The following is a 19,947-nucleotide window of genomic DNA, read 5'->3' on the forward strand; positions in this document are numbered from 1 at the left end:
AAATAATTCGCTGATTATTGCGAGCCGCCACGTATTTCCTTCGCAGACTCGACGTCGCATCATACGCGCCGCTTTGTTGCGGTATCCATCCACACCGCCAACAGCAGGATTCCGCCTTTTACGACGTATTGCCAGAACGTCGGCACGTCGAGCATGCTCATCCCGTTATCCAGCGATGCCATGATAAATGCCCCCATCACCGCACCCGCGACGCTACCAATGCCACCCGCCAGGCTGGTGCCACCAATCACGCAGGCAGCAATCGCATCCAGCTCGGCAATGTTCCCGGCGGATGGCGACCCCGCCCCCAGTCGTGAACTGAGAATCAGCCCGGCAACCGCGACCATCAGGCCGTTAATCGCGAACACCGCCATTTTGGTGCGCTCGACATTCACGCCCGATAGGCGGGCAGCATCAATATTCCCGCCCACAGCATAGATGCGGCGACCAAATGCGGTTCGCGTCGCCAGAAAAATACCGCCTAGCATCAACAGCGTCAGCACCAGAACCGGCGTTGGCACACCGCGATAGTCATTCAGCAGATAAATCGCGCCCAGCACCACCAGTGCCGTAAATGTCTGACGGCCAATATCGCCTGCAGGCGGATTTACCGGTAACCCTAATCGGGCGCGGCTGCTGCGCCGACGCCACTGCCAGGCAATAAACACCATTAGTCCGATGGCACCGAACATAAAACCCATGCCGGAAGGCAGGTAGCTTTGCCCAATCTGCGACATCGCCTCGCTGGTCGGAGAAACCGTGGTCCCGTTAGTGATGCCGATCAGAATGCCGCGAAAAGCCAGCATCCCCGCCAGTGTCACGATAAAAGAAGGGACTTTCCGGTAGGCGATCCACCAGCCATTCCACGCACCCAGCAATAATCCCAGCGCGAGCGTCACAACGATGGTCAACGGCAAGGGCCAGCCAAACCAGACATCAAAAATCGCCGCCGCACCGCCCAATAGCCCCATCATCGAACCGACCGACAGATCGATTTCGGCGGAGATAATGACAAACACCATACCGACCGCCAGAATGCCAGTGATCGCCGTTTGCCTCAGCAGGTTGGAGAGGTTACGCGCGCTGAGATACGCCCCGTCGGTCATGTAGGTGAAAAAGAGCATGATGGTGATGATGGCGGCAATCATCACGTAGACCTGAAGATTGATGCTTTTCAACCGTTGCAGCATCGAGGCAGAGCCCGCGATATGTTGTTGTTCAGACTGCGATGTTTTCAGCACGATGTTCACTCCTCAATGCAGCTTCCATAACCTGTTCCTGGGTTAAATCACGATTGACCAAATCCGCTTTGATCCGCCCCTGATGCATCACCAATACCCGATCGCTCAACCCCAGCACTTCGGGCAATTCAGAAGAAATGACAATGACGGCAATGTGCTGTTTTACCAGCGCATTAATGAGCTTATAAATTTCGTATTTAGCACCGATGTCGATGCCGCGCGTGGGCTCATCGAGAATCAGAATGCGGGGATTCAACAGCAGACATTTCGCCAGCACCGCTTTTTGCTGGTTGCCGCCGCTGAGCCGGGCAATCGCCAGCTCTGGACTGGAGGTTTTCACTTTCAGGTTAGCGAGCGACTGCCGGATGATGTCCTGCTCACGGGCATCATCCAGCATGGAAAACGGTCCTGTGAATTGGTCGAGTGCCGCCAGCGTCATGTTCTGCGCCACGCTCATCACCGGGACGATGCCGTCCTTCTTACGGTCCTCCGGTACCATCGCAATGCCTTGTACCATCGCCTGTTGGCAATTGCTGATGGTCACTGGCTTACCGTCAATAAAGATGTCGCCTTGCCAATGGCCGTGATAGGCACCAAACAGGCACTGCACCGTCTCGGTACGCCCTGATCCAACCAGCCCGGCAATGCCGAGAATTTCGCCTCGGTGTAGAGCAAACGAGACATCATCCACCCGACGAATATGGCGATTCACAGAGTGCCAGGCGGTCAGGTGTTCTACGCGCAGTACTTCTTCACCAATGACATGCGGTTCATTGGGATAAAGCTCCGTCAGTTCACGCCCCACCATCATGGCAATGATCTGGTCTTCGCTCAGCTCGGCAGCCGGACGCGTACCAATCGGCTTCCCGTCGCGAATCACACAAATCACATCAGAAATGGCTTTAACTTCGTTAAGCTTGTGCGAGATATAGATGCAGGCGATACCGTGATCGCGCAGATCCTGAATGATTTCCAGCAGGATTGCAGTTTCCCGTTCGGTCAATGAGGCCGTTGGCTCATCCAGCACCAGCAGGCGCACCTGCTTGTTCAGCGCTTTGGCGATTTCCACCAGCTGCTGCTGACCTAATCCAAGCTCACCCACTTTGGTATTCGGGTCAACAGCCAGCTTGACCTGCTCCAGCATGCGCTGGCAGCGGAGATACATATTGTCGTAATCCATCACGCCAAAACGCGTCCACTCGTTGCCCAAAAAGAGGTTCTCCAGCACCGTCATCTCTTTCACTAGCGCCAGTTCCTGATGAATGATCGCGATGCCCTTTTGCTCCGTATCGCGAATATGGTTGGCGCGTAGTTCATCACCAGAGAACACGATCTGCCCGTCATAGCTGCCATACGGGTAAATGCCACACAGCACCTTCATTAAGGTGGATTTCCCTGAGCCATTCTCGCCACACAGCGACAAGACCTGACCCGCGTCCAGTATCATGCTAACGTTGTCTACGGCTTTCACCGCGCCAAACGCCTTGGTGATGTTTTTCATTTCCAACAGATGCGGCATCATTGGCCTCCGTGATTCAGGTGTCTCAGGCCTCGCCTGCGACAGTGGCGAGCCACAACGTGATGTCGTGGCCCGTAAACTTCTTTCCTACATCCTGAAATCTATTGGCGGTGGAGTGCGTTAATACACATCCGCTTTTTTGTGGAAACCATCGGCAACAACGGTGGAATCGATATTGGATTTATCGACGGGAATCGGAGTCAGTAAGAAGGAAGGAATGTCTTTCAACCCATTGTTTAATTTAGCGTTGGATTCCGGCGCTTTATCGGAACCTAGCGCCACGGCGATATCTGCGGCGTCTTTCGCCAGCTTGCTGATCGGTTTATAGACCGTCATGGTTTGCGTGCCTGCCACAATCCGTTTGATTGCTGCCAGATCGGCATCCTGACCGGAAATCGCCACTTTCCCTGCCAATCCCTGTGCGGCAAGCGCCTGAATCGCCCCGCCCGCCGTAGCATCGTTCGATGCCACAACCGCATCAATCTTATTGCTGTTCGCCGTTAGCGCATTTTCCATAATTTTCAGCGCATTCTCTGGTAGCCAGGCATCAACCCACTGATCGCCGACCACTTTTATTTTCCCACTCTCGATCAACGGCGTGAGCACTTTCATTTGCCCCTGACGAAACAGCTTCGCATTATTATCGACCGGTGAACCTCCCATTAAGAAATAGTTCCCGCCAGGTACCTTATCGACGAGATATTTCGCCTGTAGTTCTCCAACCTTCTCATTATCAAATGAAATATAAAAATCCACGTCCGCATTATTAATCATGCGATCGTAAGCAAGCACTTTTATTCCCTCACGTTTTGCTTCCGCAATAACATTACCAAGTACCTGACCGTTATAAGGAATAATCACTAATACATCGACACCGCGATTGATCATGTTTTCTATTTGAGAAATTTGCGTCGCTTCATTGCCGTTTGCTGATTGAACAAAAACATCAGCACCCTGCTTTTTGGCTTGCTCAACAAAAAGATCGCGATCTTTCTGCCAGCGTTCGAGACGCAAGTCATCAATCGCCATACCTATTTTAACGTCCTTCGCGAATCCGGGCTGACAAGCAAGAATGAATACGGCACAAGCTGAGAGTAAAAAATGGTTAACTTTCATCATAGAGTACCTTTTTTATTTAAGATGCAGGGCCTAAGACTCCAATCGCCAGCAAAGTATTGTCGCTAAACATCCCTCCATCAATTACAGATTTTTATCCTCCAATTATGTTTTTTGGTTTAATTTCCGTTTTTTGATACGGGTCATATTTTATTGTCGAGTCACATTTTCATTTTGTTACCTATTGCGAAGCGTATTCAGAGTAAAAGCCCCTTATTTTTGCGACACAGCGCACATTTAATAATTCTCTGAATTTCAGTGTGAAATAACGTAATTGAGGAAACCTTCATCCACTCCGAAAATTAATCCCATTCCCGTCTCTTCCGTCTGGGTGGTTTCTAAGGAGTTAACGATGCAAGCCTATTTTGAACAGATCGAAAAAGTCCGTTATGAAGGTAGCCAAAGCAACAATTCCTTCGCCTTTCGTCACTACAACCCCGATCAGGAAATACTCGGTAAACGTATGGCGGACCACTTGCGTTTTGCCGTCGCGTATTGGCACACGTTCTGCTGGAACGGCGCGGATATGTTCGGCGTCGGCTCTTTTGCCCGGCCGTGGCAGCAGTCAGGCGATGCACTGGAGCTGGCGAAGCGCAAGGCGGATATCGCATTCGAATTTTTTCAAAAGCTCAGCGTGCCTTACTACTGCTTTCATGACGTCGATGTGGCGCCGGAAGGGAACTCACTGAAAGAGTATCTGCATAACTTTGCGGTCATTACTGATGTACTGGCGGAAAAACAACAGGATAGCGGTGTGAAGCTGCTGTGGGGCACCGCCAACTGCTTCACCCATCCCCGCTACGGCGCAGGCGCAGCGACCAATCCTGACCCAGACGTCTTTGCCTGGGCCGCCACGCAGGTGTTCACCGCCATGAACGCGACCCAAAAACTGGGTGGTGAAAACTATGTGCTGTGGGGCGGGCGTGAAGGATATGAAACCCTGCTCAATACCGACCTGCGTCAGGAACGTGAACAGATCGGCCGCTTCATGCAGATGGTCGTCGAGCATAAACACAAAATCGGCTTTCAGGGCACGCTGCTCATCGAACCGAAGCCGCAGGAACCGACCAAACATCAATACGATTATGATGTCGCCACCGTTTATGGCTTCCTGAAGCAGTTTGGGCTAGAAAAAGAGATTAAAGTCAACGTGGAAGCCAACCACGCTACGCTGGCAGGCCATTCCTTCCATCATGAAATCGCCACCGCGGTCGCGCTGGGCATTTTCGGATCTGTCGATGCGAACCGCGGCGATCCGCAGCTCGGCTGGGACACCGATCAGTTCCCTAACAGCGTGGAAGAGAACGCGCTGATCATGTACGAAATTCTCAAAGCGGGTGGCTTCACAACGGGTGGCCTGAACTTTGATGCCAAAGTTCGCCGCCAAAGCACCGATCGCTATGACCTTTTCCATGCGCATATCGGCGCGATGGATACGATGGCACTGGCGCTCAAGGTTGCCGCCAAAATGATTGAAGATGATAAGCTCAATCAGCTAGTCGCTAAACGCTATGCGGGATGGAACGGGGAACTGGGTCAGCAAATCCTACAAGGTAAGGCCTCGCTGGAATCGCTTGCTCAATATGCGGAAAGCCATCAACTGGCACCACAGCACCAGAGTGGCCAGCAGGAATTGCTGGAAAATCTGGTTAACCGCCACCTATACCCTAAATAATTCGAGTTTCAGGAAGGCGGCAAGAGAGGGAATCCCGATGAGCTTACTCANNGCAACTTGAAGTATGACGGGTAATTTGGCTAAAACGGTACGCCCCCCCCTGCGACAGACTAAACCCTGTCGCAGAGGCTTATCAGGAGCCACTATGTATATCGGTATTGATCTGGGTACTTCCGGAGTGAAAGCCATCCTTCTGGATGAAGCAGGCAAGGTGGTTGCCAGCCATAGCGCCGCGTTGAGCATTTCCCGTCCGCATCCGCTTTGGTCGGAGCAAGCGCCTGAAGACTGGTGGCAGGCAACCGATCAGGCATTACACGGGTTGGCGGTAGCACATAGCCTTCGTGCCGTGAAAGCACTGGGGCTGACCGGGCAAATGCACGGGGCAACCTTGCTGGATGCACGCCAGAATGTGCTGCGACCCGCGATCCTCTGGAATGACGGACGCAGCGCAGCCCAATGCCGAACGCTGGAACAACAGGTACCAACATCGCGTCAGATTACCGGCAACCTGATGATGCCGGGCTTTACCGCGCCCAAGCTGAAATGGGTGCAAGAAAACGAAAGCGAGATCTTCCGCCAAATCGATAAAGTTCTGCTACCGAAAGACTATCTCCGCTGGCGTCTGACAGGGGAATTTGCCAGCGATATGTCCGATGCGGCTGGAACGCTTTGGCTAGACGTAGCCAAACGAGAGTGGAGCGATACCCTGCTGGAAGCCTGCGCGCTGAGCCGCAAGCATATGCCCACACTGTATGAAGGCAGCCAGATTACCGGCCATCTTCGAGCTGACATCGCCAGCCACTGGGGCATGGATCCTGTCCCCGTCATTGCTGGCGGTGGGGATAACGCAGCAGGTGCGATTGGCGTCGGGCTGTATCAAACGGGTCAGGCGATGCTGTCTCTCGGCACATCCGGCGTTTACTTCGCCGTCAGCGATGGCTTTCTCAGCAATCCGCAGCATGCCGTCCACAGTTTCTGCCACGCGCTGCCGAATACCTGGCACCTGATGTCCGTGATGTTAAGCGCCGCATCCTGTCTCGACTGGGTCGCCCGTCTGACGCACGCGGAGAGCGTTCCCGCGCTGCTGCAGAAAATCGCCTCGACACCAGCCGATGACACGATAACACCAGTGTGGTTCTTGCCTTACCTTTCTGGCGAACGCACGCCGCATAATAATCCCGATGCCAAAGGCGCATTCTGGGGGCTCACCCATCAGCACGGACGCCCGGAACTGGCAAAAGCAGTATTAGAAGGGGTGGGCTTTGCGCTTGCCGACGGCATGGATGCACTGCATATGACGGGGCTTAAGCCCGATAGTATTACGCTGATTGGCGGCGGCGCACGCAGCGCCTACTGGCGGCAAATGCTGGCGGATATCAGCGGTCAAATGCTGGAGTACCGCACGGGAGGGGATGTCGGCCCTGCGCTGGGTGCGGCACGTCTGGCGCAAATCGCCATGCATCCGCATACGCCACTGGCAGAACTCCTGCCGCCGCTACCGCTGGAACAGATTCATCACCCCGCCCCCCAGCGTCACGCAAACTATGCCGAGCGGAGGCGTACATTTAAAGCGCTCTACCAGCAGCTTAGTCCGCTGATGTAGTACCAATCATCAGCTCACCCAGCGACGCACATCGATTTTCTGTAGCGCCATCGAAAGCAGCAGGCTGGCCCCCAGCGCGATGGCGAAAACAGAAAAGATGTCGAGAACTGGGTGGGATGGCAGCATCACATCATGCGTGCGCAGATAGTGAATGAACAGCGCGTGGAAACCGTAAATCGCCAGCGAGTGGCGCGAAATGGTGGCAAAGCCCGGTAAAATCCGCTGGCTTCCGTAATGCTTAAACACTACCAGAAGGCTGACCGCAGCCAGAAACACCAGCGGGCCACAGTAAATGTAAAATGTCTGGGTGAACGAATCGTTCAATAATGTGTGGTGCTTCGTTCCCATCGCAATCAACGCGACACACGCAATGAAAAAGGGGATAGCGGCTAGCACGACTTTCTTTGGTACTTCCAGCATGCCCAGCGCACGCCCCAGTGCGGCGTACAGCACATAGTAAAACGTATCGCCGTAAATATAGAGATTCACGGGCAGTAATTTAAATCCTTCAAATTCCACTCGCCCCGTATTGGGGTTAGCGACAACGGCCAGCAAGATAATCAAGACGGCTAAATATTTACCCGATACCGGCTTGATAGTAATAAGTGGAGAAAGTAGATAAATCACGATAATCGCGTAGAAAAACCATAAGTGATAAAAGATCGGTTTTTGCAGCGCATGATGCAATGAATTCAGGCCATTAATCGGCGTAAGCGTCGCAATATAGATCAGCGCGACCGTACTGTAGAAAAGCAGACATAAGCCGATACGCAGAAAATGCTTCTTCCCCGCGCGACGTTCACCAAAGAATAAATAGCCCGAGATCATAAAAAACAGCGGAACGCAGACGCGCGAGGCAGAATTCAGGATATTCGCCACATCCCAGTGCCCGTCGCCCGGCGTGCCACCCGCCGTAATAGAGTACGTTGTGCTATGAATCAGAACGACCATCATGCAGGCCAACGCCCGCAGGTTATCAATCCAGCCGATCTTATCCGTCATGCACAACCTCTTGAAAGAAAAGCGCTATTCAAAACAGCGTAGCCGTTGTTAAGCGCTGGCACAATCGATTATTAACAACCAGCAACTATCAATGATCGGCTATCAACAATCGGGTAAATCTGAGTGATAAGGACGGATTAATGCAGGCAAATCATATGGGTTAACGCCATGCGTACTCACCAGAAAAGGCAAGAACAGCACGGCGTTCGTGAATCAGAACAGCCCCATCGGCTTATCAGAGTAGCTCACCAACAGGCACTTGGTTTGCTGATAGTGTTCCAGCATCATTTTATGGTTTTCACGCCCGATACCGGACTGCTTATAACCCCCAAATGCCGCATGCGCCGGATAGGCGTGATAACAGTTGGTCCAGACACGTCCGGCCTGAATACCGCGCCCCATCCGGTAAGCAATATTGCCGTTACGGCTCCACACGCCAGCCCCCAGACCGTATTCCGTATCGTTGGCGATCTCCAGTGCGTCATCCATCGTTTTGAAGGTCGTGACCGCCAGCACCGGTCCAAAAATTTCCTCCTGGAAGACGCGCATACTGTTTTTACCGAACAAGATCGTCGGCTCCAGATAGTATCCTTCCGCCAGCCCGCTCGGCATCGCCTTGCGCTGACCGCCCGTGAGCACGCGTGCACCCTCTTTCTTACCGATATCAATATAGTTAAGGATGGTGTCAAGCTGACCTGCGGATACCTGCGCGCCCATCATGGTTTTGCTATCCAGCGGGTTACCGATGCGGATAGCCTCAACGCGCTTGATTGCCCGTTCCATAAAACGATCGTAGATAGATTCCTGCACCAGCGCACGGCTTGGACAGGTACAGACCTCGCCCTGATTGAAGGCAAACAGCGTGAAGCCTTCGAGCACTTTGTCAAAGAAGCTGTCTTCCTTGTCCATCACATCGGCAAAGAAGATGTTCGGCGATTTACCGCCCAGCTCCAGCGTTACCGGCGTCACGTTCTGCGCCGCATAGCTCATGATCTGCTGGCCCACCTCAGTCGATCCGGTGAATGCCACTTTCGCAACGCGTTTCGACGTCGCCAGATATTCACCAATTTCGCTACCCGACCCATTAACGACATTAATAACGCCTGGCGGCAGCAGATCCTGAATCAGTTCCATCAAAATCAACACCGACATCGGCGTCAGTTTGGCGGGTTTCAGCACAATACAGTTGCCGGCGGCCAGCGCGGGTGCCATCTTCCAACAGGCCATTAGCAGCGGGAAGTTCCAGGGAATAATTTGCCCAACAACGCCGAGCGGCTCATGAAAATGATAAGCCACGGTATCGCCGTCAATTTCGCTAATCCCTCCTTCTTGCGCGCGGATACAGGCCGCGAAATAGCGGAAGTGGTCAATCGCCAGCGGCACATCCGCCCCACGGGTTTCGCGTATCGGTTTACCGTTATCCCAAGTTTCCACCTGCGCCAGCAGCTCAAGATTTTGCTCCATCCGGTCGGCGATTCGGTTAAGCACCAACGCGCGCTCCTGCACCGACAGGCCGCCCCATTCCGCTTTTGCCTTGTGAGCGGCATCCAGCGCGTGATCAATATCCCGCGTTGACGAACTGGCCACTTCACACAGCGCTTGACCAGTTACTGGCGTCAAATTGACAAAATACTGACCAGCATCAGGTGGAACCCAAGCTCCGCCGATAAAATTGTCATAGCGTTTTTTCAGATTGAGAGAACCGTATTCGCCAGATGCGGATCGGCCTTCGAGATTATCGTGCGCCATTTCAGTCTCCTTTCATTTCCGAGTGAGCGGCCATGCCGCAGTGAAAAAAGAGGTAAACAGTAAGCAGTTAAATTAAGCCTATACGGGGTATGGGATTAACGACAGGATTCGGCCAGAGAAGAAGGTAACTCTTCGAGTTGACGCACAGTTTTTTGCGAGAAAAAGTCGCCTCCCTTCAGGCGCGGTGAGGTATGCCCTAAATAATTCAAGTTTCAGGCAGGCGGCAAGAGAANNAGGCGGCAAGAGAGGGAATCCCGATGAGCTTACTCAGGTAAGTGATTCGGGTGACTAAGCGCAGCCAACGCACATACAACTTGAAGTATGACGGGTATAATACTTTTAATTTCCAGGGTTACTAACATGCAGGTATTTCAGGTGGAAGGGGTTCATTTACCAGCGGATGCCGCCCTTGAAGGCGCGACGCAACATTCAGTCTATCATCCCGATTCGCTGCAGCAACCCCAGTCTGACTGGCTGGCGGAAGAGGTTCCCGTTGCATTGGTTTATAACGGCATATCGCATGTCGTCATGATGGCCTCGCCGAAGGAACTGGAACAGTTCGCTCTCGGGTTCTCCTTATCTGAAGGCATTATTCAATCACCCGCTGATATCTACGGCATCGATGTACAGGCTGCCTGTAATGGCATCGAAGTACAGATTGAGCTGTCGAGCCGACGCTTCGCGGGGCTAAAAGAACGCCGCCGGGCGATGGATGGTCGCACAGGTTGCGGCGTATGTGGTGTAGAGCAGCTCGCGGAAATCGGCAAACCGCTCACACCTCTGCCCTTCACACAGACATTTTCCCTTAGCAAGCTTGAAAACGCGCTGGTGCGGCTGCGCGATGTGCAGAAGATCGGTCAAGTGACAGGCTGTACTCACGCCGCAAGCTGGATCGCGCCAGACGGCACGCTGTCTGGGGGAAGTGAAGACGTCGGTCGCCATGTCGCGTTGGATAAACTGCTGGGTACCCGAGCGAAACAGGGGTGGCAGCAAGGCGCTGCGCTGGTTTCCAGTCGAGCCAGCTATGAAATGGTCCAAAAATCCGCCATGTGCGGCGTGGAAATCCTGTTTGCTGTCTCAGCGGCAACCTCACTGGCTGTGGAGGTCGCGCAGCGCTGCAACCTGACGCTGGTCGGTTTTTGTCGGCCGGGACATGCGACTATCTACACGTATCCGCAGCGTCTGAGCGCGTAAGAAACACCACCCAAGTCGTGGCGTTTTGCAGGCGACGGGTATAGATTAATTTGTTTTTACATAGTGCAATAACGACATAAGCGTTTGTTATCATGAAGTAAAGCAATCTGGTTCATGCTACCCGTTCGAGAATAATCATTTTCAATATCATTTAATTAACTATAATGAAGGTATTGCTTACGCGGTACTCACAACACAGTGCCGTAACATTTTTTTTACCATGGAGATGCTAAACATGAGTTATTCACTGCCATCGCTGCCTTATGCTTATGACGCACTGGAACCGCATTTCGACAAAGAAACGATGGAAATTCACCATTCCAAACACCATCAGGCTTACGTCAATAATGCTAACGCCGCGCTGGAATCTCTGCCTGAACTGGCTACATTGTCTGCTGAAGAGCTGATCGCTCAACTGGATAAAGTTCCTGCGGAAAAAAGAACGGCACTGCGTAACAACGCGGGTGGCCACGTTAACCACAGCCTGTTCTGGAAAGGCCTGAAAGTCGGCACGACGCTGACTGGCGATCTGAAAGCCGCCATCGAGCGTGATTTCGGTAGCGTTGACGCGTTTAAAGAAAAATTTGAGCAAGCAGCAGCAACCCGCTTTGGTTCTGGCTGGGCGTGGCTGGTACTGAAAGACGACGGCAAACTGGCCGTTGTGTCTACCGCAAACCAAGACAGCCCGCTGATGGGTGAAGCCGTTTCTGGCACATCCGGCTACCCTATCGTCGGTCTGGACGTATGGGAACATGCTTACTACCTGAAATATCAGAACCTTCGTCCAGCTTATGCTAAAGCATTCTGGAACGTGTTGAACTGGGACGAAGCCGCTGCCCGTTTTGCTAGCGCAAAAAAATAAAAACGCTGAGTGCCTGATACCATCAGGCCTCTTCTGCGTTTGAATATAAACTGGAATAACAGTCTGTTATTCCAGTTTTTTATTATCCCTACCTGGACATCGAGCCGCATGTACGCTGGCATTCCTCTCTCACTGGCGCATAAAGTTTCGGAGTAGTGTGCCGATATCCATTGCAGGTTTTTATTATATTATTGTGCAGGGATAAGTTTGGTAAGCGGCAATCCGAGATGCTAACACGGCTAAATAAGTGTGCATCAGGATAGTGAATTCGACTCAATACGATATAGTGGTGGGATGTGATGGCGATGAATTTTGACAATCTAAAAGTCGGTAAGAAATTAGGCTTAGGCTTTTTCCTTATTCTGCTGATGACCATGGTGATTGCAGGTGCAGGCATTATGCATATTGGCTCACTGAAAGACAGTATTAATAAAGTTAACTTAAGCAACGATATTAATGATGAAATTAACCAGGCTAAATATTACCGCGCATTATACGGCACCACCTATAACCCTGATGATATAAAAAAGAACGTTGAGCACATTGCCAATGTGAGTAAACTCGCTGAAAAAGCAAAAGAGTTTCACTGGCCAGAAAGTGATGCCAAGAAAATAGCCAGCATCCCAGCATTAATTAGTAGTTATCAGGAAAAGCAAAGTAATTATATTAATGCAGTGGGAAAAAAGGATGCCGTCAGAAAAAGCTGGAATATCTCAACAACAGAAAAACCGCTAGAACAGCTCAACGATCAATTAAAGACGGACAACAACAGCACGACTCTTCAATTATTACTTTCTGACCTGAACCAAAAATTGATTGCCGTCCGCTACCACGTTCGTGGGTTATTACTGTCTACCAATAAAGAATCTGAAGAAAAGCTGACGGATGCCATCAACGCAGCACAAACGTCATTGACCTTCCTGTATCAGAGCCTGTCTGCCGAACAGCGTGAAACGCTGGCTCCCGTTCTGACAATAATGAACAATTATGAAGAGCAGGTTCTGGCCTATATGCCGGCCTATGAAGAAGAAATGGCGCAGGCGGGGCAAATGCGGGGAGTTGCCGATCAGTTGAATAGCGTTATCACATCATTGCTCAACGATCAGTTGGCAGCATCGCAGGAAGATATTCGCAATGCCACGCTACAAATGGGCATCGCAACACTGATTACGCTACTGCTTGGTCTGCTGATTTCCTGGTTCATTTCACGCCAAATCACCACTCCGCTTGGCAATACATTGAGCATGGCTGAAAAAATCGCAACAGGCGACCTCACCATGTCCATCAACACGACGCGTAAGGATGAGCTGGGTCAGTTGATGAGTGCAATGTCGAAAATGAATGACAACCTGCACAATATGATCGATGAAATTCGCGTCGGCGTAAGCCAGATTTCTAACGCGTCCAGCGAGATCGTCGCGGGTAACATAGACCTGTCATCGCGTACCGAGCAGCAGGCCGCTGCCGTTGAGCAAACCGCCGCCAGCATGGAGCAACTCACCGCGACGGTTAAGCAAAACGCGGATAACGCACACCACGCGAACAAGCTGGCAATCAGCGCATCTCAAACCGCGAAACAAGGCGGTGAGCAGGTGAATAACGTGGTACAAACCATGACGGCGATTGAGAGCAGTTCTAAACGTATCGCGGAAATCACGTCCGTCATCAACAGCATCGCCTTCCAAACCAACATTCTGGCATTGAACGCCGCCGTGGAAGCCGCTCGCGCTGGTGAACAAGGCCGCGGCTTTGCCGTGGTTGCCAGCGAAGTCCGTAGCCTTGCCCAGCGCAGTTCTCAGGCCGCGAAGGAAATCGAAGGCCTGATCTCTGAATCGGTTACTCAGGTATCACGCGGAGCGACGCTGGTTGGCAATGCTGGTAAAACGATGAATGATATCGTCACCTCTATCACGCAGGTGCATGACATCATGGGTGAAATTGCTACCGCATCGGATGAACAAAGCCGCGGAATCAGCCAGGTTAGCCAGGCGATTGTTGAGATGGACAGCACCACGCAGCAGAACGCCGCACTGGTTCAACAATCCTCTGCCGCTGCCGACTCGCTGGAAGAGCAGGCAAGACTGCTGAAGCAGGCGGTTTCTGTCTTCCGTCTGGCAAACTCACAGCATGATGACACCCCAGCGGGTATCGCGTTTGCCGACCAAACGCATCGTCTGCGCGCGCCGCGCTAATATCAACAACCGTACCAAAAACGACAAAGCCCCTGTTAAACAGGGGCTTCATCAACGAATCCATCACCAGCATCGGCCTGCGCAGAGAAGAAACCTCAGAACGGTTTCGGCGCGAAGCCTGTCATCTCTTTTAAACCCATCTCGCGCCCCAGTGCCGTCATCGGGTGCACCACCACCAAACCGCGAACGCTTTTCTTCAACGTCCCCATATCAGCTTGCTCTTTTTTAGTAATCGCACGTTTGAAAGGCAGGCTTGCCAACTTCTGTGCTTCTTTGCTGAGCTTCTGTTCTCTCACGTTACGCAGGCGCTCGATTTCAGCCGTTAGCTTCTCGCATGCCTCCAGATTGAGGGCGATTGCTTCAGCATCACCTTGTTCCAGCAGCGTGGTCTGCTTATGCGTCAGCTTATCCAGTTGGTCGCTAAGGCGCTTGATCTCTGCTTTTTCCTGCTCTTTCATAAAAGATAACCTATATAACGGGAGAATAATGCGGGGCACAGCATACACTATACGCTAAATAATTCGAGTTGCGTGAAGGCGGGAACCGCATGACATGACGCAGTGACATAATATAGCGGAATGGGATTAAAACGCCTTTTTCAGACTGATTTGCGCAATCAATGTGGTCAGGGATAGCACCAGCGTGGAGCGCACCATCTGCTGATAACGCTGCCGCTGCATACTCACCAAAAGCAAATCGGCATCGTCTGCCCCCGGCGGCAAAGCGGGTTCTGTAGGCAACGCCGCAACGCAGTGCAGTTCGCCGATAGGCCCCAGAATTTCATCATCAGTAAAACGGTAATGCCGATCGTCATGTGCCAGCTCTTCGCCCAACGCCATTAACAGTTCCGCATCTTCGTACTCTTTACGGCTGATCATTCCCAGGCCATAAATCAGTTTCAGGCGCACGGAAAGGTCGCCCAGCGGGCCCGTTCCCGTCATCAGGGGTTCAACGGCATATTTCACCGCATAGTCATCTTTACGGAACACCTGCAACATCAGGATACTGACCGCTTCAGCCAGCAGCTCGACGGCGCAGAGCATAAAGTCGCGCACGGTATTCCCTGAGTTCAGCGCTTCCAGAACCCGGTTTTCAAACGCCTGTGTTTCTTCCATCGTCACTTCTCGACCCTTTAACCCCGCCCACAGCATCCCCATCTCGGCAGCATGCTTACCGGCAGGTGTGGCGACATCCTATCCCCGACGTCGCCCGCATACCTTACAGAGTGTCGAAAAGACCACACCTGCCTGATGACGAGACACGCCGATTACTGCATGGCGTTATACACATTCACTGCTTGCGCGACAACCTCGCTGTCAGCATCCAGACCAGAAATCTGCACCAGCGCCGCCTGCGGCCCCTGAGTACGGATTAATTCAGCCAGTTCCAGCGCCTGCGGATCCTGTTCACTGCGATAATGCATCGCGGCAGCAATGCCGGTAATCAGGTTGTCATGCGGCAAATGGTATTCCAGCGTGCCGAGCAGCGGCTTGATCAAACGGTCGCCTGCACTCAGCTTGCGCAGCGGCTGACGGCCAACGCGCTCTACGTCATCGTGCAGATGCGGGTTTTCAAAGCGGCTGAGAATCTTGTTGATATAGGCCGCGTGTTTCTCTGCATCAAAACCGTAGCGTTTGATGAGTACCGCGCCGCTCTCTTCCATTGCGCCTTTGACCACGGCCCTGACTTTCGGGTCGAGAATCGCATCGCGGATCGTTTGATGACGCGCCTGCTGGCCGAGGTAGGCCGTAATCGCATGGCCAGTATTCAGCGTAAAGAGCTTACGCTCGACAAATGCCATCAGGTTGTCGGTCAGTTCCATGCCGGGAATCGCTGGCGGTTCACCGCAGAACTGGGTTTTATCGACAATCCATTCGCTGAAGGTTTCTACCGTCACCGCCAGCACATCGTCGCTACCGGCTTCGGAAGGAGGAACGATGCGATCCACGGCGGAATCCACGAATCCCACGTGCTCAACCACCCATTCCTGATGGCCTTCCGGCAGCAGTTTCAACACATGCTGTTTTAACTGACTGGTGCCACGCACCATATTTTCACAGGCAATAATGTTCAACGGCCGGGTATTGCCGTCGTTATGACGCTTAACCAGCCCCTGAGCGATAGTTCCGGCGATTTTTTCCAGAATCTGCGGCCCCACAGCGGTCGTCACCAGATCGGCCACGGCAATCAGCGCGACGGCATCCTGGCTGCCGCTGTGAACGGCGCTAACGTTGCTCACGGTATCAACCTGCGTGTTATCGCCGACAATCCGCACCGTATAGCTGGTACGGCTGTTCAGGGCATCCAACAGCGGCTGATTGACGTCAGCGAATGTCAGTTCGACGTTGGCATCGGCCAACAATTTTCCAATAAACCCACGGCCAATATTACCCGCGCCAAAGTGTAATGCTTTCATGAGACATAACCTTAAAAAAACATAAAAAGAGGCCGCCCGCAGGCGGCCCTAGCCACATCAATTAGGCACTCTTTTTACCGGAGAGTAAGTCGAGCACATCCTGAACATCCTGGGTCTGTGCCAGACGTTCAATGACAGCATCATCATCTAGCGCGTTGGTCAGACTGGTGATGACCTGAATATGTTCGTTGTTGCGAGCGGCAATACCGATAACCAGACGCGCAACCTCATCTTCTTCATCGCCAAAGCGAACGCCTTCAGGATATTGGCAGAAGACAACGCCCGTTTTCAGTACGCGGTCTTTCGCTTCAATCGTACCGTGCGGCACGGCAATCGATTCGCCCAGATAGGTGGAGGTCAGCTTTTCACGTTCCAGCATCGCTTCAACATACGCAGGCTCGACATAGCCGCCTTTCACCAGTTGCTCACCGGCGAAACGGATTGCCTGCTCTTTGTCTGTCGCATGCTGATTCAGGAACACATTGCCTGCACCCAGTTGGAACAGGTTAGCCTGTGCGTCGGCGACAGCAGGTGCTAGCGTCGCGACGGCTTCAGACTTCACGGCACCCTGTGCTGCGGTAAGACGTGCCACTAGATCGCTATACAGACCGCTATCAAGGAAGTTAGTCAGCGAAATGTGCTGTGCCTGCGGCGCATGACGCATCGCACGTTCGGTCAAGTCGCGGTGCGTAATCACCAGATCGACATCGTCCGGCAAACTATTTATCGCGCTGTTAGTCACCGAAATGTTGGTCAGCCCAGCATCCTGAACTTTCTTGCGCAGCACACCCGCACCCATCGCGCTGGAACCCATACCGGCGTCACACGCTACGATGATTTTACGCACGGTGCTCATATCACCGCTGACACCGACATTAGTCGCCGTACCTTTAGAAGACGCTTTCATTTCCTGCATGCGGCGCGTTGCATCGCCCAGGTCTTCTTCTTTTTGCTTGGTGCTTTTCAGCAGAATCGCCGACACAATGAAGGACACCGCGAAAGCCGCTGCAATAGCGGCAAGGTTAGCGAAGTAAGCGCCTTTTGGCGTCATCGCCAGCACAGCCAGAATGGAGCCTGGAGACGCAGGAGAAACCAAACCGCCGCCCAGTACACTCAGCGTAAACACGCCGGTCATCCCGCCCAGAATCACCGCAATAATCAGACGCGGATTCATCAGCACATAAGGGAAGTAGATTTCGTGAATCCCGCCCAGGAAGTGGATAATCGCCGCACCCGGTGCTGATTCTTTCGCATTCCCACGACCGAAGAACATGTACGCCATCAGCACGCCCATACCCGGGCCTGGATTCGCTTCGATCAGGAAGAAAATAGATTTGCCCGTTTCCGTCGCCTGCTGAATGCCCAGCGGTGAGAAGATACCGTGGTTAATGGCGTTGTTCAGGAACAGAATTTTCGCCGGTTCAACGAAGATAGACGTAAACGGCAGCAGGTTGTTCTGCACCATCAGGTTAACGCCGGAAGCCAGCACCTGAGAGAAGACTTCAACTAGCGGACCAATCGCCAAAAACGACAGGATTGCCAACAACATACCGATGATACCGGCAGAGAAGTTGTTGACCAGCATTTCAAAGCCGCTCTTGATTTTACCGTCGACCATGCGGTCAAAACGTTTGATCGCCCAGCCGCCCAACGGGCCCACAATCATGGCGCCGAGGAACATCGGGATATCGGTCCCGACGATCACACCCATCGTCGTAATCGCACCCACCACGCCGCCACGCTCACCGAATACCAGACGTCCGCCGGTATAACCAATCAGCAATGGCAGCAAATAGGTAATCATCGGACCGACGAGCTTCGCCAATGTTGCATTGGGGAACCAGCCAGTAGGGATAAACAGCGCGGTAATAATACCCCAGGCGATAAAAGCGCCAATATTGGGCATGACCATATTACTGAGGAAGCGACCAAAGTTTTGCACCTTGATCTTAATATCTGGTGAAAGCATAAAAACACACCCCTATTGAAACGCGCTGACAATAAGAGCGCGTGGTAATTATCGTGAGACGGCGTGGCAATAAAAACACCGATTACCACAAGAAGACTTCCGTCATTATTACTGTATGCAGCGCGGACTCTAACACGCTGTTTTCATACCGCAACTCCATGGCGGTAACGTGACAAAAATCACACAACCACCCTACATCAACGATACAAATAGGTGATTTACTTCACAAAAAACCATTAAAAATGAAAAACTAAACAGATTTTTAGACAAACACCGCGACTTATGTGTGATGTTAATCACACTTTTCAGGTCTGTATTTGTTTTATTTATGTGATGTTAATCACAATTTATTTTTTACCCTCTCACCAGCCACACGCATCTTATCCAGAATACCTCTCTGCCATATCGCATCGCTAAAGCGTCGGAGCACGACGCAGTTAGGGATAGTTCACGCCAGTTATTCCTCTGAGCGCATTCATTAAATTCTGCTGCTGTAGAGGTAACGCTGCCACCATGCTGTTATATTGCGCCACCTGTTGCGGCGTACGGAATTGCACAGACGTGCCATTAAACACCGCCTGATCGCCCTGAGCCTGAAGGAAATCGCCGATCTGAATCAGGCTCTGTGCGAAGGCAATCGCATTCGGAATGGCAGGTAGCAGCGCATTGGTAGGCTGTATTACCGTGCGTGCATACAACCGCTCATAGGGTATTTGCACGTCTTCGGGCTGTTTTAGCAGCCGATGGGCGTTGTCCGCCTGCACTTTCGCCGACTGCACATGCTGGCTCAGCAGGTTCATTGCCCCGATGGATTGGCGAAGATCATCACGCTGCGTCAGATAGTCTTTAGGAACACGAATACGGGAAATTTGTCCCAACATCGGTGTTAAACTGCCGGACACGGCCTGATTAAACTGCTGAGAAAAGGTGGTTAACATCGCGTAATCGTTAGTGAAATTGCCAAAATTCTTCTTCTGCTCTTCCGTCAACGTCGGCAATGTCCCATCCTGCTGCGACTGCACGCTTTGCAGGAACGCAACGAATGCCTTCCGCTGATCGGCTTCGCTGTCACCACAGGCAGCCAGCTGCAATGCCGCAAGAATAACCAGAACTGGCAGCAGCCAGCGTGAACGGTACGTCATCAGCCTTCTCATTCCCTACTCCTGTTACGCTTACTGCCCCACCAGCCATGCTTTATTCAAACAAAAACACGCTGACGACGGATTTTCCATGACAAGATTTTCTACGACATAAGCATAGTCGAATCAGGTTGGCTGTGCAGAAAAAGGCCAGCTCTGACAACGAATACCGATTGTTTAAGCATCGGGATACACGGAGCGACGATAGGATTTTACCAACGGAGTCGTCAGTCGATACGGATCGATACAAATCGATACCGCGGGGTGAGG

General features: G+C 52.3%; 15 protein-coding genes. 5 read left to right on the forward strand and 10 right to left on the reverse strand.

All coding sequences use genetic code 11. The annotated features are described in order from the left end of the window. Positions 1 to 59 precede the first annotated feature (59 nt). From xylH to xylF, 3 genes are all read right to left on the reverse strand, one after another. The gene (xylH, locus tag H0248_RS01255; RefSeq protein ID WP_219608908.1) at positions 60 to 1,190 is read right to left on the reverse strand and encodes a xylose ABC transporter permease XylH; all 1,131 of its coding nucleotides are present in this window, start codon (positions 1,188 to 1,190) and stop codon (positions 60 to 62) included. A gap of 28 nt (positions 1,191 to 1,218) precedes the next feature. After that, positions 1,219 to 2,760, reverse strand: coding sequence for a xylose ABC transporter ATP-binding protein (locus H0248_RS01260; protein WP_180784430.1), 1,542 nt, complete (start codon positions 2,758 to 2,760; stop codon positions 1,219 to 1,221). 120 nt (positions 2,761 to 2,880) lie between these two features. Then, complete coding sequence (gene xylF, locus H0248_RS01265; protein ID WP_180784431.1) at positions 2,881 to 3,876, reverse strand: D-xylose ABC transporter substrate-binding protein; 996 nt, start codon at positions 3,874 to 3,876, stop codon at positions 2,881 to 2,883. A gap of 352 nt (positions 3,877 to 4,228) precedes the next feature. Here xylF and xylA point away from each other — a divergent pair, with 352 nt between their 5' ends. Then, positions 4,229 to 5,551, forward strand: coding sequence for a xylose isomerase (gene xylA, locus H0248_RS01270; protein WP_180784377.1), 1,323 nt, complete (start codon positions 4,229 to 4,231; stop codon positions 5,549 to 5,551). A 145-nt stretch (positions 5,552 to 5,696) separates the two neighbouring features. Further along, complete coding sequence (gene xylB, locus H0248_RS01275; RefSeq protein ID WP_180784378.1) at positions 5,697 to 7,154, forward strand: xylulokinase; 1,458 nt, start codon at positions 5,697 to 5,699, stop codon at positions 7,152 to 7,154. Between the two features lie 9 nt (positions 7,155 to 7,163). Here xylB and H0248_RS01280 read toward each other — a convergent pair whose 3' ends face one another. Both H0248_RS01280 and exaC read right to left on the reverse strand, forming a co-directional pair. Then, positions 7,164 to 8,156 (reverse strand): acyltransferase, encoded by a 993-nt coding sequence (locus H0248_RS01280; RefSeq protein ID WP_180784379.1) that lies wholly within the window; start codon positions 8,154 to 8,156, stop codon positions 7,164 to 7,166. A gap of 213 nt (positions 8,157 to 8,369) precedes the next feature. Beyond that, positions 8,370 to 9,905 (reverse strand): acetaldehyde dehydrogenase ExaC, encoded by a 1,536-nt coding sequence (exaC, locus tag H0248_RS01285; RefSeq protein ID WP_180784380.1) that lies wholly within the window; start codon positions 9,903 to 9,905, stop codon positions 8,370 to 8,372. A gap of 360 nt (positions 9,906 to 10,265) precedes the next feature. On the opposite strand from exaC, the gene fdhD reads away from it, so the two are divergent. The 3 genes from fdhD to H0248_RS01300 all read left to right on the forward strand — a co-directional run bounded on the left by fdhD (position 10,266) and on the right by H0248_RS01300 (position 14,153). Beyond that, the gene (gene fdhD / locus H0248_RS01290; protein ID WP_180784381.1) at positions 10,266 to 11,099 is read left to right on the forward strand and encodes a formate dehydrogenase accessory sulfurtransferase FdhD; all 834 of its coding nucleotides are present in this window, start codon (positions 10,266 to 10,268) and stop codon (positions 11,097 to 11,099) included. Between the two features lie 235 nt (positions 11,100 to 11,334). Then, a complete protein-coding gene (gene sodA / locus H0248_RS01295; RefSeq protein ID WP_180784382.1) occupies positions 11,335 to 11,961 on the forward strand; it encodes a superoxide dismutase [Mn] in 627 nt (208 codons plus the stop codon). Positions 11,962 to 12,260: 299 nt separating this feature from the next. Next, positions 12,261 to 14,153 (forward strand): methyl-accepting chemotaxis protein, encoded by a 1,893-nt coding sequence (locus H0248_RS01300; RefSeq protein WP_180784383.1) that lies wholly within the window; start codon positions 12,261 to 12,263, stop codon positions 14,151 to 14,153. Between the two features lie 95 nt (positions 14,154 to 14,248). On the opposite strand, the gene H0248_RS01305 is transcribed toward H0248_RS01300, so the two are convergent. From H0248_RS01305 to H0248_RS01325, 5 genes are all read right to left on the reverse strand, one after another. After that, the gene (locus tag H0248_RS01305; protein ID WP_180784384.1) at positions 14,249 to 14,611 is read right to left on the reverse strand and encodes a YibL family ribosome-associated protein; all 363 of its coding nucleotides are present in this window, start codon (positions 14,609 to 14,611) and stop codon (positions 14,249 to 14,251) included. Positions 14,612 to 14,737: 126 nt separating this feature from the next. Next, entirely contained in the window at positions 14,738 to 15,304 is a 567-nt protein-coding gene (locus H0248_RS01310) for an MltR family transcriptional regulator (RefSeq protein ID WP_180784432.1), read from the reverse strand. A 116-nt stretch (positions 15,305 to 15,420) separates the two neighbouring features. Continuing rightward, positions 15,421 to 16,569 carry a mannitol-1-phosphate 5-dehydrogenase gene (locus tag H0248_RS01315; RefSeq protein ID WP_039501779.1) on the reverse strand — a complete coding sequence of 383 codons (1,149 nt, stop codon included), beginning with the start codon at positions 16,567 to 16,569 and terminating at the stop codon, positions 15,421 to 15,423. Positions 16,570 to 16,630: 61 nt separating this feature from the next. Beyond that, positions 16,631 to 18,538 carry a PTS mannitol transporter subunit IICBA gene (locus H0248_RS01320; RefSeq protein ID WP_180784385.1) on the reverse strand — a complete coding sequence of 636 codons (1,908 nt, stop codon included), beginning with the start codon at positions 18,536 to 18,538 and terminating at the stop codon, positions 16,631 to 16,633. Between the two features lie 437 nt (positions 18,539 to 18,975). Further along, positions 18,976 to 19,680: a DUF3053 domain-containing protein gene (locus tag H0248_RS01325; protein ID WP_180784386.1), complete on the reverse strand. Its 705-nt coding sequence runs from the start codon at positions 19,678 to 19,680 to the stop codon at positions 18,976 to 18,978. Positions 19,681 to 19,947 lie beyond the last annotated feature (267 nt).

This window comes from Pectobacterium brasiliense, from assembly GCF_013449685.1.
Lineage (GTDB): Bacteria > Pseudomonadota > Gammaproteobacteria > Enterobacterales > Enterobacteriaceae > Pectobacterium > Pectobacterium brasiliense_A.